The sequence below is a fragment of the Klebsiella sp. LTGPAF-6F genome, assembly GCF_001753185.1.
Lineage (GTDB): Bacteria > Pseudomonadota > Gammaproteobacteria > Enterobacterales > Enterobacteriaceae > Klebsiella > Klebsiella michiganensis.
Genome location: NZ_CP017450.1, coordinates 4,775,593 through 4,790,514, shown reverse-complemented (window position 1 = coordinate 4,790,514; position 14,922 = coordinate 4,775,593). Strand labels below are relative to the sequence as shown.

Sequence of the window (14,922 nt, the reverse complement as noted above, 5' to 3'; positions counted from 1 at the left end):
GTTAGTTATTCTCCTGCGGTGCGGCTGCAAAATACTCGACACCTTTAATCCAAATTTCTTTTATAGTCGTCCAACTGACTGGCACTTTTATTTCAATTCTGCCGCTGCCGTCGCATGTTTCGCACTCATCATCACCAAAACACTCCGGGCAGTTTACAAACTGTGTTTCTGAAAATTCACCAGATAGCACACCCTTTGCGCCGTTCTCAGCGGTTAGCCTCATCGGCACCATCACGTAACCACCCGGAATTACCGGAGAGTTGCCGCAGCGCGACTCGGTATTTTTTTTAAAGGAATCCAGTGCTGGCGCGGTCTGGATGCCGCAGCGCGACTCGGCATTTTCGGCACCCTGCAGCATGGCGGCGCGGCGGTTTACTACCTCGATTAACGCCTCTTCGGCATCACCCAGGCAATCAGCAATACCGCGGCGATCGCCGTCGAAGTCATTCATGTCGAGGCGTATACGAGCAACCTTCTGCAATGCGTCCAGCACATCATCCGGCACTAACGGCTGCTGCGCGTGGCGATAGAGCGGCGCTATGTTTCGCTCTAAGTCGGTAATGACGCTCCATATTGGGACTGACTCGACGCCTTGTTTCGCCATATCACGATAACTGTCGGCATACGCCAGCACAGGATTGCGATCCGGCTCGCTGCCCGCTACCGGCTGCGCTGGCGGCATATCTGGACCTTTGCGAATGGCTTTTGCCAGCTCGATAGGGTCATCGTAAAGCCAGTCTCCGGTCTGAGGGTGATTTGACTCCGCCAGTCTGGCTGACCACTCAAGACCATCTCTATGTCCCTGTAGGTAGTCGAGTGGCAAATACTCAGGCTCGCTGTCCATTGCGGCCAGCGCCATGCGGGCTACTCGCTTGAGAATCTCTACATCGGCGAGCCCCAATGTGTAGCCGGCTTTTAAATCAAAGACAGCCTGAACATTCTCTTCTCTGGTTAATTTGCTGGTCATTTCTTTGCTCTCCTGCGGCGCTTAGCGTTGCGACGCTCTGCCGCTTTTCCCGTATGCCGATTGGGGTCTGGGTAACGTTGCGGTTCAAGCTCTTTAATAGGGAGGGCCTCAGCAGGTTGGTAAGCTGCTATCGAGCCAAGAGCGATCGCGATTGATATTGATGATTTACGCATCACTCAGCCTCCCACTTGATGCCAGCGGCGGTGAGCGCCTCTTTGCACTTCTCGATAGCCTCATATGCTGATAGCGGGTCATCGAAATCAGTTTGATGCGGCAGCTTCACAGTGACAGTGCTGGATTCCAGGCCTTCAGCAGGCTTAGTGCTCCAGCCGTGCCACCACATGAAGGCGCAATATGCCGCTACGTCTCGCGGATCACCTTTTTCGATGTGTTCCCAAAGTGATTGCAGGCAGTCGTCATACCAGTCATCTTTCATCCAATCGGTTGAGCGGCCATACTTCTGCTCGGCCTTATACAACTTATCAGCCAGCGCACTTGCGAACCGCAAAACCAAATCGGTTGTTTCAGGGTTCACGCCCTCCGGCACTACCACCGGAACTGGCTGCGCGTGGCGATAGAGTGGCGTTATCTCGACCTTAATCCCATAGCCATTTCGGATGTTCTCTACACTTTGAGGGTTGGTTTCAACATAAGTCACCCCGGTTTCTGGCGTGTGGATTTGCCACGCCACCGGCTCGCTGTCCATTGCGGCTTTGCGGCGTTCCTGTAGCTCGCGCAATGGCTTTATCGCATCTGACATCAGGTAAGCAGAATTAGTCCCGTTAAGGCGGTAAGCGGTCTGCTGCAACTCGATGATTAACGTTTGCAGCTCTTCTTCTGTTAACTGGTTATTGGTCATTGGTTAGCTCCTTCAAACATCATGCCGCCATCGCAATCAGGGCACTTCCCCGAATCCACATCGTTATCGTCATAAAGGCGACCATATAAACAGTTACCTGTGCGGCACTTCAGCGCCTTCGTCTTTTCGGTGGCACGAATTACACTCCCAAGCCTCTCCAGATACCCCCTTTTAATCAGTGATTCAGCCATAGCTCCAACCTTTACTGGCAGTATCTTATCGCCATCCCAGACACCATCCTTGCGGCCTGGCCAAAGATGAATTTCCCAGTCATAAATGACAGCCGGTTTGATATATTCGCGTTCGCGCTTGTTAAGTGGCTTATCCATCTACTCAGCCTCCCACTTGATGCCAGCGGCGCGACGAATAACCATCCTGAGAGCATATTTAACTCTGTCGGTCAATGCATCATATTCATTGCGCCCATCCCATCGGACAGCTCTGCCGTCCCACTTGAATTTCTCAGATAAATACGCGGCTACAGGAGCCATAATGTCGTGCTCTGCATCATCTGGCAGCTTCACGGTGCGGGACTCCATCTCTGCCAGCCGGCGCTCAGCCAATTCCGCGCGAGCATCAAGCGTCACGTTAGCGGCACAGAGTTTTTGCTCTGCTTCTTCCAGCTCGGCTATGCGCTTCTTAGCTTCCAGCAAATCCGAAACACCCTGTTTAGTGGTGAACATAAGTTGAATAGCCAACGCCTTCCAGGTGACAGGCTGAAGCCGCCCACAACCATTTGGGCATGGCTCCGGTTCACTGTTACCAGTGGTAATTGTGTCTGCGGTAACACTGATGATGTTCTTCGTCTCAACGAACGAGCACTCACTGCAGCGCAATATGCCGGGAGCAATGCCAGAAGACTCCGACTCGGCGTTGCGCTTTTCAGCCGCATCCAGGTCTTCCCCTAATTTCTGTGCCATCTGGAACCAGTTAGCGCGCTGCTCTTCCTTAAACTGCAGCGCCTCTACCAAAGCAAGAACATTATCGGGACATACCGTAAGCTGATATTCATTGAGCGCAGAGATCCGAGTATCAAACGGCATTACTGGCGCTTCCCCTGCATGTTTTGCTTTTTCCGCCGCCGCTTTCATCTCCTGGGTAAGTCTGGTGATATCAGTCATGGCTGGTTTCCTCGAATAACACTTCCCCCTCAATTCCACCGACCTGATAAACGATCGAACAATCTTCCCGATATTCCATCGGTGCAGCGCTCCAGCCTTCCCCTTTGGGATCGTCATCGTCACCAACTTGAACAAAACCGCCAGTAACAATGCGGGCCGGGTACATTTCGCCCTCAGTCCAGTATCCCTCGGTGTCTTTGATGCATTTTATTTTCATATCGCAGCTCCTTTCGCGAAGATTACCCAGTGCGTTTTGTCCGCTTTCCCCGTGCGTTGCCAGATAGCTGGTTTCTCATTTGTCAGCGCCAGAATCTGGCTAACCGGTATCTGGGTTTCGTTCCATTTGAAAATAAGCACGCCTTGTGGCCGCAGTACGCGAAATGCCTCTTTGAAACCTTCGCGCAGGTCATCGCGCCAGGTGTCTTTGCTAAGACGACCGTATTTCTTACCCATCCAGGCGTTTTCGCCCACTCGTTCAAGATGTGGCGGGTCAAATACGACAATGGGGAAAGAGGCGTCAGCGAACGGCAGTGCGCGGAAATCGGCGATAATGTCCGGGGTGATAACCAGGCTACGACCGTCGCACAGAGTGTGCTGTTCGGCGCGAATATCGGCGAAAACTGCGCGCGAGTCCTGTTTGTCGAACCAGAACATACGGGAGCCACAGCACATGTCGAGAATGGTTTGCTCGGTCATTTTTTTATTACTCCGCATAACTTTTCTATTTCCGCCGACAGCGCTGTGTTCTGGTCCATTGCCTCTGTAAGAGCGACAAAGGTAACATCCAGCCTTGACGCTATGTCTTTCATCAATTGGGCCGCTGCTGGTGGTAGTTCAGGTGCCGCCGTGTATGCTGCAGCAACCAATTCTTTCACTTTCACATGTGCCATCAGCGCCGCTCCATCAGTTGGTTGAAGCGGTTCATGAACATGCCGTAAGACTGACCAGGGCGGACGGGATTAATTACAAATTGGTCGGTGGGAATAATGCCGTCGAGCATCGGCCAGTGGGTGCCGTCGTCGATCTCAAAGTCGCGACGTTCGCTGGCCAGCATCACAAGGTCGGCATACTTCACGGTCGGGTGCTGCTCAAATGGCAGGCCAAATTTTTGACGGATAGCAGCATCAACCCGATCCTCAATGGTGCGGTAGTCCGGGAGCAGGTGTTTAAGCGGTGCTGGAATATCCTGTAAATAAGCCTCTGCGGCATCGTGCAGCAGTGCTTCAAGTGCAAACTCCTGTGGTACCAGGTGACTGGTTAACACGCTGTGCTGACCGACGCTGTAGAACTCCGGAAGATGGCCAGCAAAGCGGCAAATATTCGAGAGCGCGTTAGCGATATCTTCGATCTCAATGGCATCCAGCTGGATATCGAGATAGTTAAAGTGCTTGCCTGTGAACGTTTGAATAAAGCTCATCGTATTTCTCCATTTAGTTGCGATCTGCACAGCGCTGATTTTTGGGTGTAGGAATCCCTCGCCAGGTGGCGATTAATTTCAGGATTACGCTTTAATAAATCCCCGCGGCGCCGGGGATTTAATGGAGTGCAATCAGGCTTTGAAGTTGCCGATAAAGGTTTCCACAGGCTTACCGTCGAACTTACCAGTCAGCAGGTCGCGGAACTCATTGGCGATCGCTTCTTCCTGGGCTTCCAGTTGGACAATACGCAGAACGAACACCGGGTCGCTACTTTTCAGCAGACTGTTGCGCAGACTGAAACGACGTTCGCCCAGGCCTTCATAGGGTACACACTTAAACTCAAACGCTACCGGCATAACCTCTTTACTGCTGGCTTCAATACTTTGCATCAGCGATTTCTTACCGCTAAAGTCACTATCTTCATGGTCGGCTTGAGTTGCCTGTTGGATAGTGACGCGGCGGACAGCTTGCGCAGCTTGGGCGATCGTCATCGTGTTGCCGCCAGCATCAAAGGCCAGCAGATAATCGCTCCAGTCTTCGAGCCACTCAGCGATTTGCTTCTGATTCAGGTGATCGCCGTTGATCGCCAGTAACGCGCGGAAGGGCGCTGTTTTCTTTAGCTTGATCGAGGCGACGTTATCAGCATGACCTGGCTTGTCCAGCGTGCCGATATTGAAGATAGAACGGGCCAGCATGTTATCGGCATCAATAAAGCAACGTGCTTTTTCTTCTTCCTGGGCATAAGCGACAGAATAGCGAACGAAATCATCAATGCTAGTCGTGTCCATGGCACCGCGGAAACGGAAACGCTCAAGAGCAAAACGCTCCAGGCTTTCAATGCTGGTATTCTGCGGTAGCAGGGCGGTCGGACAGGCCAGGCCGGGGATATCGTTCAGGTGATAACCGGAAAGCACCAGATCTTTAACCTGCTGAAAAGTACCGCTGTCTAACTGAGACATAAAAATTCCTTATTAACTGATTAGCGAAGTGGTATCAGTGAATTTGTACGTGCGGTTCACTGAGCCGCTTTAAGCTTTCCGTCCACCGCGCCGGTGATACCGAAGAGTTGCCCCTGATCCTCCTGCAGGATTGTGAGCTTGCCACCTTTGTTAACCCACATTGGTGTTTCGGTGGTGTCCTCCTCCGACGCTTTGCCGCGGGGAGTTGGGGTGCTGTAGTTCAGCTTGTGCTTAATCTTGACGCGCTTCTCTTCAACAGAGTTGCCCATACGCTCAAAATCAAAGGTGAGGACAACCTTGCCTTTGTTGCCGTTGTTCAGAACGCCGAGCGCGGTGGTATTAAGAGCCGCCGCAATCTTGTTCATGAATACGCCGGCGTCCAGTTCACCCAGGAAATCGGGCACTACTGTCATGCGATCATTACTCATGGTTTTACCCTCTCGAAAGGCGGCTGCCACCGCCGGGAATTTCTCCGTACACAACACAGAAGAGCACCTGCGGTTAGGACGCCGCCCGGGTGGATTGGGTAATGAGCCCGTCGCCCGGTGATGCTCTTTTGTATTGTGTAAAAAGGGCGGTTATCCATCAGAACGTTATCCTCTTCCTCCTTTGGATAGTGGAAAACTGGATAACCGCCAAGACTACACACAGCACAGTTAACTAGGTTGTGGCGGTGGTGCCTCCACCTGCCGGATTAAGCCATAACCGGCGACGTACACTGCCCGGAAACGCATTCCATGAACGGGTTGGCTCGCCACGTGCGCATAGCCGCAATTACCACAACGAAGAGAGCACTGCCGGTGTCCGAATCGAACGGACCTTTTCCCTGCCCATCACCAGATATAGAACTATCCTGGCGTCTGGAATCGAACCAGACTCTGTGCCTTGCTCGTCAATGCCCTCATCGTTGTGCGCTGTGGTGACGGGATTTGAACCCGCATAACGTCCGGCCGGCCGCATGAGATAACCTGTGTTGCGAACATTGGTTAGTGCTCAACTCCCCACATAAGGGGCGCTCTATCCATTTGAGCTACACCACAACGGAAAGAGCACTCCGATCTTCTACCAACGCCCCGTCGTAGCTTTTCGGCGCATCCACATGGCGCTTGGGTTGCAGCCTCGTGTGGCGGGAGTGCTCTTACCTGTTGTGCCCGGACTCTTCCCGGGGGTCACACCTTTTCGCCGCGCTGGTGGGGCGCACGTCGTGCCTGAAACACTTAGCTTGCACATTCCGGTTGTTCTGAGAGCGCATGGATCAAGGGAACTCTCAGGTCGCTAACGCTGCATGTGCCATACAACGGTCGTGAATATTGCCGTTCACAACTGGAAGCGCACTCCTTCAGTTACAAACCAGTCCCCACGACGGATGAAGATGGAATGCGCTTTCAGTTGTGTTGTGGTGGCCGGTACTGATCTCCGGCATTCGGTTTGGTTGTGCCAATATCCCGCGCGGATTAAATGTCCGTTGCACATCAGCCTGTGCATTCACCACGGTGATTACGATTCATCTACCCCGGTCCGGCGGCGCCACCTCGCCGGGGCAGATGCAAAGGACCGTTACGCGATCATTCGGCTTGTTGGTCTGGCCGGAAGTATCAAGTCCCGACATCGCGGATTCTGCTTCTCCGCCCCGATTTCACCCCCGCTATTGTTTAGCGCGCAAACCGAGAAAATCGCCTTCAACGCTGTCGGCTTTCGCCATGTTCGATCAGGAATCTTCGGGCGGGGCGCCGGCGACCAACCGGCACAACCCCTACAGTATTAATCCAGGGCTACTGGACCCCCGACGCCGTGGGCTAAACGGCTGCTGTATGTCGGGTGAGTTTCTGTTGCTGGTGGTCAATCCAGCTCCGTAACCCCTCCCGAAGACACCTGAGGTAATTAAATTGCCTTAGCCGGCAGGCCGAGGACGCTACGCATTTCTTTTTGAGTGCGAATGGCTATGGCGATCGTTAGGTCAATATCTCCGCGGTAAGCTGTGCCATCTTCACAAATAATAAGAGTGATTGATTTTTGGCCTTTCTTGCTTACCTCGAAGCGATGCGCTTTACGGACTACATGACAGCCGTTTGCTAATGCGTCCTTTATAAGGTTTTCAATGCCTTTGCTCGCCATGTTCTGTTCCTATTTGGTTTATCTGTTAGCGAATCATCCCGGTCTTCATATGCCCCGGGCGGCTACTTCGTGGGCGTCCTGCCTGTTCACTGTTTCTTTTAGGTACATTATGTACCGTTGAGGTACATTGTCAAGTGTAAAAAAACCCGCCGAAGCAGGTTTAATAGTCTTTGTTATGTTTTCGTTCGGTATCGTCTTGGTTTACCGGAAAAAATTACGGTACCAATGATAGAGCAATTACCATTGATTTTGATGTAAGGTTCTGGCCAGTTTGAGTTAAGTGCTTTTAGATAGCGTTGTCCTGCATCTTCAATCAACCGTTTAAATGTAGTCTCACCAGAATCGTGCATTAAGGCGATCACATCATCTCCATGCACTGCTGGAACTTCGGGATCAACAAAAATCATATCACCGGGCCTATATTCGTCGATCATTGAGTCGCCAATAACACGAAGAATATAAGTCATCGGCCCACAAGGAACAGGGCATGGATAGTTTTCAGTGCTATTCAAATCAACCTCAGCATAGCCAACTTCGGTCCATGCTCCTGCTTGTACCCAGGATATAACCGGAACCATGGTGATATTTCTATATGTATCAGAGACATCGGGCGTTTTAGCAACATTAGTGGTTTGATGTTCCTGATCTAACCACCCAGTAGGTAAGTCAAAACACTTTTCAATGTGCCTTGCCATTGCATCGCCGATGTTTTTAGTGGCGCCATCTCCCATGAACCGGCTGGTTTGAGTCGGCTCGCGATCAATCATATTGGCGAAGTAAATATTACCGCCAACACCATCACGCAATTTTCTGGCGTTTAACCGCCTGATTTCCTGGATTGTTTTCATATTGAAATTAAACCGTGTGTACCTCCTAGGTACAAGTACCTTGAAGGTTCATTTCTTTCGTGTAATATGTACACAGGAGGTACATATATGAAAGAGTTCTGGGATTCATTAACTAAAGAGCAACAAAGCAATTTAGCTGCAAACGTTGGCTCTACACCCGGTTATCTGCGTTTAGTTTTTAACGGCTACAAAAAAGCCGGATTTGATCTGGCAAAAAAACTGGAAAAAAGCACATCCGGTGCGATCACGAAGTTTGATCTCCGACCAGATATCTATTCCAAACAATAACATTTGGTTTTAGCAGCGTTAACCACAGACGTAGGGGGTAAGCAGTGGGGGACAAGCTTAAGAATATGTTTCAAGTGCTGGAAAATCTTGCACCCGGTTCGGTAAAGCATAGTCATGATGGCCGAACGGTTACCCTGATTGGCTGGCATTTAGAAGAGTTTAATCAGCCCTGTGATGATCAGTACGAATCCAATCAAATCAAAGATATTCCCAATAAGACAGGCGTTCCGTGGATGCCCAGATATCTTGCCAGTCGGACGGTTAAAGGGATCCAAGGTCAACACCTCCTGATAAGGGTGATTCATCCATTCGCCAAGACCCCAAAAGAAAAGTCCAGAGGATATGAAGCCTGTGACTGCTGTGGGGTACGCGGGAAGGAGTCCGGCACCGTTGAGAAGAAAAATAAAAGCGCCTATCAGGATCATAACTTTGTACCAGTAATCCAGGGAAAGTTTGGCGAGCGGGTTCTGCATTTTTTATCCCGTTTTTTTCGATAGGTCATTGATTTAGAAATCATACACCAACAGAGGTATAGAGCAATGATTGAACAACACTGGAAAGTCGAAAAGCAGCCAGCATGGCTGGTGGCGGCGATCCGTAAAACAATAGCCGCGTTACCTGGTGGCTATATCGAAGCCGCTGAGATTCTGGATACCACCCAGGACGCGATCTTTAACCGACTGCGTGCTGGTGGAGATCAGATATTCCCTATGGGCTGGGCAATGGTCTTGCAGAAGGCCGCAGGTGTTAGCTACATCGCCGATGTTTTTTCGCGTGAAACCGACAACGGAATCCATGTATCTGGCGCTGCTCATGAAGACGAGAACGAAGAGATTGGTTTGAAGCTGGCGGAGCTGGTGGGTCAGCTTGGCGAGTTGGTCAGCGCCTATCGGGAATATATCGATGATGGGGTGGTTACACATGGCGAGTGGCAAAGCCTGAATGATATCGCCTACCAGTTCCGGGTCACGTTGATGACGTTTCTCAACCTGATTTCTCGTGTTTATTGTCTGCCAGAAAAGAGTGACGCCCGCGAGTGTGCAGCTCCGGGCGTCGTGGCGAATAAATCTTTGTGTATGGAGAAATAATCCGCATGAGCAATTTAATCGTAAATCTTCAATTACCGCAACTACGGATGTACCCGATCCCGGGCGTTTCGTCGTTTCGGTATGAGCGCATGGTATGCGGTAAATGGGTCGAGTGTAACCACAGTCGGGCACGCGGAGTTGTGGGGGTCTTTAACCGGAGGGCTAAAGCGCTATGCGAGAAGTTAACCGGAAGTTCAAAGACCACTATGGCAATCCAGTCAGAGTTATCCGCTGGGAGCCTGAGACACGTCGCGTCATCTACCTGCGGGAAGGCTATTCCCACGAGTGCTTTAGCCCACTCGATCAGTTTCAACGCAAGTTCAGGGAAGTAGAGGGCAGCCATGAGCAGTAAATTACACGGCCTCGTATGGGAAGCATGCGCTTTCAAAGGGCTGATAATCTCTGAAATAGCGGTCATGGCTCGCCTGGCAGACTTCAGTAATGACGAAGGGGTGTCATGGCCAGCGGTTACCACTATTCAGCGACAGATCGGCGCCAAGAGCGAGAATACTGTCCGCAGCGCTATCAAAAAGCTTCAGGCTAAAGGCTGGCTGAAGAAGCAGGAACGGCGCGTGGGCGGAAAGAATAATTCGAACGTTTATAAACTCAATGTTGACATGCTGGAACGTGCAGCAGCTGAAGCAAAAATTTTCTACGCAACGCCACGTGAACAATCAAAATTTGATGCCTCAGAATTTGAGGGTTCAAAATTTGAGGGGTCAAATTCTGATGCCTCAAATAATGGGTCTGTACCCCCTCAAATATTGCGGGAGGACCCTCAATGGTTGAAGGCGATCCGTCATTAGATCCGTCATTAGATCCGTCATCTAAAAAACCTTCTTGTCGGGCTCCTGCGGAACCCGACGATAAGCCGGATCCTGAAGTTGTTATTACCGATAACGCGATCGAAGTTCTGGCACACCTGAATCTGGTCAGCGGTTCCCGTTACCAGAAATCTAAGACCTCGCTGGAGAACATTCGCGCCCGCCTCCGCGAAGGTCATACCGTTAGCGACTTGAAACTGGTAATTGACGTCAAGCATGAGCACTGGCATGGCAACGACGAGCAATACCAGTACATGCGACCCGAGACACTTTTCGGCCCTAAAAAATTCGAGGGATATCTGCAAAGCGCTATCCGTTGGAATGCTAAAGGCCGCCCGCCAAGGGAGTCGTGGGACAAAACCAGACCGCGGGATGTTAATTCAATTAGTCCAGTACAAACCACGATTCCACGGGGGTTCCGGGGATGAACATAGCCAAGTCGATCTTTGAATTTATTGAGAAGAATCCAGGCAAAATGCTGCGCGATATCACTGCGGCATTTCCTGAAACCAAACCGGTAACAGTGAAGAGCGCTGTTCATCGCCTTTACTACGACGGGGAACTTGCCAGCGTTGAAGTTACTGGTGGGTTTATCTACTTCGTAGCGGGATCCATCGATATTGAAGAGTACCTGCCTGGTGGGCTTTCGGGGGAGATTCTTGCCCTTGAAGCGACAGCCAAAAAGCTGGAAGAGAAACGCTATTACCGCCGTGCGGCGACGGTATGGCAGCAACTTTGTGACAGCAACTGTACGGCTAAAGCAAGAGAGCGATACCTGCGTCTTAAGAATGCTTCTGTTCGAAACGCCAGAAACATGAATGATTCCGCCGGGTCATGCTATCTGGCCGGAAACTACTGCGGAGGTGACCTGTGCTCCGATTGAAGAAGATTTTGATAAGTCTCCGGCGCCTTGTGCGTTTGCATCACTGGCGTTACTGGTGGCAGCACGACGTTATTTTTCGCAGAAAATATGCACTCCTCAGAAATGACCTTTTCAGCTTTGATCGCCGTTACTGGTTACTGAGAGCACTTGTTGATGCTGATCAGCGCAGGGGAAAACTATGAGTCAGGAAGTACAAGAAGCTATGACCGCAGAAGAGCAAACTTTAACAAAAACCGTCAGCCCTTATTGCCTGACACTTGAGGAACAGCGCCAGCGTAGTGCGCATTATTTAAAAGAAGTCGGGGATCAATGGCGTACCCCTGATCTGCTGTTCTGGGGCGTTAACGCTATGTTTGGCCCGCTTGTACTGGACCTGTTTGCAGACGACAGCAATGCAAAATGCCCCGCATGGTATACCGCTGAAGATAACGCATTAACACAGGACTGGTCCGCTCGCCTTGAAGAACTTGGTGGCGCAGGATTTGGTAATCCACCGTATAGCCGTTCTCAGTACCACGAAAAACAGGCAGTCACCGGCATGACTCACATCATGAGTTATGCATCTGAGCAGCGAGAAAAGGGTGGGCGCTATGTTTTCCTGCTGAAGTCAGCGACAAGTGAGACATGGTGGCCAGAAGATGCCGATCATGTCTGTTTTATCCGTGGTCGTATTGGTTTCGATCTCCCGACCTGGTTTATGCCCGCGGATGATAAACAGAAACCCACCAGCGCCTTCTTTGCTGGCGCAATCGTGATATTTGATAAGACATGGTGTGGGGAGCGCTTTAGCTATATCGATCGTATAGAGCTTGAGGCGAAAGGGCGCGCAAGTATGGCTTTGGCTAAGTTTGCTGCAGGAAAATTCCTGTCACCAGCTTCGCCAGTTCAGTCTCCTGAAGTGATCATCCCCGATGCGGTTGCGTCATTGGCTGAGGCTGAATCCCGGATCTGGCCACTGGAAGTTGGTCTCGTCTTCGGACAGGTACAAGGCGCAGAGGATCTGGAATTCTCCCAGCAGAACAAGCTGAAGGCCCACATTAACCAGTTGTGGCTGGAGCGGGTGCCCACCAGCGAAATCATCACCGTTGCTGGTGGGCTGGTCGGCAGCATGAGGGGGACCGCTCATGCGTGAGATTATTGTCGATAATTTCGCTGGCGGCGGTGGCGCTAGTACAGGTATTGAACTGGCAATAGGGCGTAGCGTTGATATTGCGATTAACCACGATGTTAACGCCGTTGCTATGCACCGCACTAACCATCCCGACACGCTTCACTATTGCGAAAGTGTGTTTGATGTATCCCCATTAGCCGCTACCAGTGGCAAGCCTGTCGGCCTGGCATGGTTCTCGCCTGACTGTCGTCACTTTTCTAAAGCGAAAGGTGCTAAACCAGTAGAGAAAGCTATTCGAGGGCTGGCATGGATCGTCATTCGTTGGGCGCTGGATGTTGGCCCACGAGTCATGATGCTGGAAAACGTCGAAGAGTTTAAAACGTGGGGACCGTTACTCGCGGCAGAAATGCGACCGGATCCGGCACGCATCGGTGAAACTTTCAATGCATTTGTCGGGATGCTTACCACCGGTATTCCAGCAGATCATCCAGCACTGGTGGAGTGTTGCGAGTTTCTGGAGTTTTCACCGGATAGCGAGCAGGCCAAGCGCTTAATTGCCGGGCTGGGTTATGTCGTCGATTTTCGCGAGCTGCGCGCCTGCGATTATGGCGCGCCGACCATCCGTAAGCGGTTCTTCATGGTGATGCGCCGGGACGGGAAACCGATAGTCTGGCCGGAAGCCACGCACGGGGATCCGAAGTCTGCCGCCGTGCTGGCGGGCCAGCTTGAGCCGTGGCGTACAGCTGCGGAATGCATAGACTGGTCAATCCCCGCGCCGAGCATCTTCGGTCGCAAAAAGTCACTGGCAGAGAATACGCTAAAACGGATTGCCCGCGGCATTCAGCGCTTTGTTATCGAAAGTGCTTCGCCATTCATCGTGAAGTGCAATCACACAACGACACGTGGCAAATATGACTGTTTCCGGGGACAGGCGCTGGACGATCCGCTACAGACGATTACGAAAACCCACGGCTACGCAATTGCGGTACCTCATCTGACAAAATTCCGAACCGGAGCTACCGGGCAGGAAGTCACCGATCCGTTGCCGACGGTGACGGCCGGTACCGCAAAACGCCCGGGCGGGAATGGTCACGCTATGGGTATTGTTGAAGCAGAGCTGGCTCCGTTCCTGGCTGGCAATGGCGGCAGCGAGTACCAGGCTAAACCACGCCCGCTCGATAAACCCGCTCACACCATCCTGAAAGAATCGCGCGCCTGTGTCGTCGCTCCGGTTATCGCCCGGCAGTTCGGCGCCAGCATCGGACACCGGGCGGATGAGCCTAGCGCAACAATCACCGCGGGCGGCGGAGGTAAATCGCAGCTGGTTGTGCCGACGCTCATTCAAATGGGATACGGGGAACGGCCAGGACAGGCACCTCGCGTGCCAGGACTGGATAAGCCGCTGGGCACCGTTGTGGCTGGTGGCGGGAAACATGCTGTAGTTGGTGCGTTCCTGGCAAAACACTACGGAGGGAATTATCAGGGCGCTGGCGTGGGGCTGGATGAGCCAGCGCATTCAGTAACGACTGCCGATCACCATGCATTAGTCGCTTCTCATCTGGTTAAGCTGCGCGGAACCTGCCGCGATGGCCAGCGCACTGACGAGCCGATGCCGACTATCACTGCTGGTGGCCAGCACGTAGGCGCGGTTAAAACGACTCTGGCGGTCGAGGACTATGACGAGGAGCGAGCGCAGCAGGTGCTGTCGTTCCTGCAGGAATACTGCGGAGAGGAATGCACCGGGCTGGTGGAAATCGGCGGAGTGACTTACCGCATCGTTGATATCGGCATGCGCATGCTGCAGCCACACGAACTTTACCGGGCGCAGGGCTTCCCCGAGTGGTACATCATTGACCAGGATTACCGCGGCGTGAAATACGCGAAAGATAAGCAGGTTGCGCGCTGTGGAAATGCCGTCCCGCCGCCGTTCGCCGAAGCGCTGGTACGCGCTAACTTACCCGAAATGTGCGTGAACAGAGAGGAGCAGGCAGCATGACTTCCTTGACCTTAAGGCAGCAGGAGGTCCTTGACCTCCTGATCGAATATCAGCGTAAACATGGTTTTCCGCCTACAACTTACGAACTGACCGGCATGCTGGGGTGCCGGTCCCCCAATGCAGCAGCAACGCACCTCAAGGCGTTAGAGAAAAAGGGTGTTATCACAATCAGCCGCGGGGTTTCTCGCGGTATCAGCATCACCCCTGCGCTGCTGGCCAGAGAAATATCGGTCAATCTCAACAGCATCGTAAAAGTGAAACTCAATGAAGTCTCCCTCAGACATTTGGAAAAACAACACGAGCAGAATCGAATCCAGCACCCGAGGCTCTTCGGGGACTTTTCGCCCCCGATAACAGACGAAAATGGCTATACGTCAATGACCTTGTGGAGCCTCATGTCTGACCTTGGCCCGCTCTGCTATTGCGGAGGAGATGTTCCGTTTGA

Annotated in this window: 19 protein-coding genes, 1 tRNA gene and 2 pseudogenes; 9 read left to right on the top strand and 13 right to left on the bottom strand. The window is 52.1% G+C overall.

What is annotated here, in order from left to right:
• Position 1: 1 nt before the first annotated feature.
• The 13 genes from BJF97_RS35715 to BJF97_RS22265 form a co-directional block, all read right to left on the bottom strand.
• Positions 2–859 (bottom strand): hypothetical protein, encoded by an 858-nt coding sequence (locus BJF97_RS35715; protein WP_406818086.1) that lies wholly within the window; start codon positions 857–859, stop codon positions 2–4.
• Positions 860–1,139: 280 nt separating this feature from the next.
• Positions 1,140–1,826, bottom strand: a complete 687-nt coding sequence (locus tag BJF97_RS22315; RefSeq protein ID WP_070083004.1) for a hypothetical protein — start codon at positions 1,824–1,826, stop codon at positions 1,140–1,142.
• A complete protein-coding gene (locus BJF97_RS22310) occupies positions 1,823–2,155 on the bottom strand; it encodes a hypothetical protein (protein WP_032693613.1) in 333 nt (110 codons plus the stop codon). Before BJF97_RS22310 ends, BJF97_RS22315 begins: the two co-directional genes overlap by 4 nt.
• The gene (locus BJF97_RS35190) at positions 2,156–2,947 is read right to left on the bottom strand and encodes a hypothetical protein (protein ID WP_228706695.1); all 792 of its coding nucleotides are present in this window, start codon (positions 2,945–2,947) and stop codon (positions 2,156–2,158) included.
• Positions 2,940–3,164, bottom strand: coding sequence for a hypothetical protein (locus BJF97_RS22300; RefSeq protein ID WP_070083003.1), 225 nt, complete (start codon positions 3,162–3,164; stop codon positions 2,940–2,942). Before BJF97_RS22300 ends, BJF97_RS35190 begins: the two co-directional genes overlap by 8 nt.
• Complete coding sequence (locus BJF97_RS22295; RefSeq protein ID WP_070083002.1) at positions 3,161–3,643, bottom strand: class I SAM-dependent methyltransferase; 483 nt, start codon at positions 3,641–3,643, stop codon at positions 3,161–3,163. The genes BJF97_RS22300 and BJF97_RS22295 overlap by 4 nt, the downstream gene beginning before the upstream one ends.
• Positions 3,640–3,837 (bottom strand): hypothetical protein, encoded by a 198-nt coding sequence (locus BJF97_RS22290; protein ID WP_070083001.1) that lies wholly within the window; start codon positions 3,835–3,837, stop codon positions 3,640–3,642. The genes BJF97_RS22295 and BJF97_RS22290 overlap by 4 nt, the downstream gene beginning before the upstream one ends.
• Entirely contained in the window at positions 3,837–4,364 is a 528-nt protein-coding gene (locus BJF97_RS22285) for a hypothetical protein (protein ID WP_070083000.1), read from the bottom strand. Before BJF97_RS22285 ends, BJF97_RS22290 begins: the two co-directional genes overlap by 1 nt.
• 132 nt (positions 4,365–4,496) lie before the next feature.
• Positions 4,497–5,324: a YfdQ family protein gene (locus tag BJF97_RS22280; protein ID WP_070082999.1), complete on the bottom strand. Its 828-nt coding sequence runs from the start codon at positions 5,322–5,324 to the stop codon at positions 4,497–4,499.
• A 56-nt stretch (positions 5,325–5,380) separates the two neighbouring features.
• Positions 5,381–5,752 (bottom strand): hypothetical protein, encoded by a 372-nt coding sequence (locus BJF97_RS22275; protein ID WP_001515608.1) that lies wholly within the window; start codon positions 5,750–5,752, stop codon positions 5,381–5,383.
• Positions 5,753–6,238: 486 nt separating this feature from the next.
• Positions 6,239–6,364, bottom strand: a tRNA-OTHER gene (locus BJF97_RS34380).
• Between the two features lie 841 nt (positions 6,365–7,205).
• The gene (locus BJF97_RS22270) at positions 7,206–7,439 is read right to left on the bottom strand and encodes a hypothetical protein (RefSeq protein WP_049099514.1); all 234 of its coding nucleotides are present in this window, start codon (positions 7,437–7,439) and stop codon (positions 7,206–7,208) included.
• A 173-nt stretch (positions 7,440–7,612) separates the two neighbouring features.
• A complete protein-coding gene (locus BJF97_RS22265; protein ID WP_049099515.1) occupies positions 7,613–8,287 on the bottom strand; it encodes a LexA family protein in 675 nt (224 codons plus the stop codon).
• 87 nt (positions 8,288–8,374) lie between these two features.
• Between BJF97_RS22265 and BJF97_RS22260 the strand changes: the two genes are divergently transcribed.
• The 9 genes and pseudogenes from BJF97_RS22260 to BJF97_RS35525 form a co-directional block, all read left to right on the top strand.
• The gene (locus tag BJF97_RS22260) at positions 8,375–8,575 is read left to right on the top strand and encodes a YdaS family helix-turn-helix protein (protein WP_049099516.1); all 201 of its coding nucleotides are present in this window, start codon (positions 8,375–8,377) and stop codon (positions 8,573–8,575) included.
• A 65-nt stretch (positions 8,576–8,640) separates the two neighbouring features.
• Positions 8,641–9,072, top strand: coding sequence for a hypothetical protein (locus tag BJF97_RS34375; RefSeq protein WP_139134449.1), 432 nt, complete (start codon positions 8,641–8,643; stop codon positions 9,070–9,072).
• A 42-nt stretch (positions 9,073–9,114) separates the two neighbouring features.
• Positions 9,115–9,663 carry a YmfL family putative regulatory protein gene (locus BJF97_RS22250; RefSeq protein WP_049099518.1) on the top strand — a complete coding sequence of 183 codons (549 nt, stop codon included), beginning with the start codon at positions 9,115–9,117 and terminating at the stop codon, positions 9,661–9,663.
• 172 nt (positions 9,664–9,835) lie between these two features.
• Positions 9,836–10,015, top strand: a complete 180-nt coding sequence (locus BJF97_RS22245) for a DUF4222 domain-containing protein (protein ID WP_064349867.1) — start codon at positions 9,836–9,838, stop codon at positions 10,013–10,015.
• Positions 10,005–10,915 (top strand): annotated as a pseudogene (locus BJF97_RS22240) (conserved phage C-terminal domain-containing protein). Before BJF97_RS22245 ends, BJF97_RS22240 begins: the two are co-directional and overlap by 11 nt.
• Positions 10,912–11,370: a hypothetical protein gene (locus BJF97_RS22235; protein ID WP_048258063.1), complete on the top strand. Its 459-nt coding sequence runs from the start codon at positions 10,912–10,914 to the stop codon at positions 11,368–11,370. The pseudogene BJF97_RS22240 and the gene BJF97_RS22235 overlap by 4 nt, the downstream one beginning before the upstream one ends.
• 178 nt (positions 11,371–11,548) lie before the next feature.
• The gene (locus BJF97_RS22230) at positions 11,549–12,502 is read left to right on the top strand and encodes a phage N-6-adenine-methyltransferase (RefSeq protein WP_070082998.1); all 954 of its coding nucleotides are present in this window, start codon (positions 11,549–11,551) and stop codon (positions 12,500–12,502) included.
• On the top strand, positions 12,495–14,477 hold the full coding sequence (locus BJF97_RS22225; RefSeq protein WP_070082997.1) for a DNA cytosine methyltransferase: 1,983 nt from the start codon (positions 12,495–12,497) through the stop codon (positions 14,475–14,477). The genes BJF97_RS22230 and BJF97_RS22225 overlap by 8 nt, the downstream gene beginning before the upstream one ends.
• Positions 14,474–14,689, top strand: a pseudogene (locus BJF97_RS35525) (SOS-response repressor and protease LexA); the annotation flags it as partial. The gene BJF97_RS22225 and the pseudogene BJF97_RS35525, both read left to right, overlap by 4 nt.
• Between the last annotated feature and the right edge of the window lie 233 nt (positions 14,690–14,922).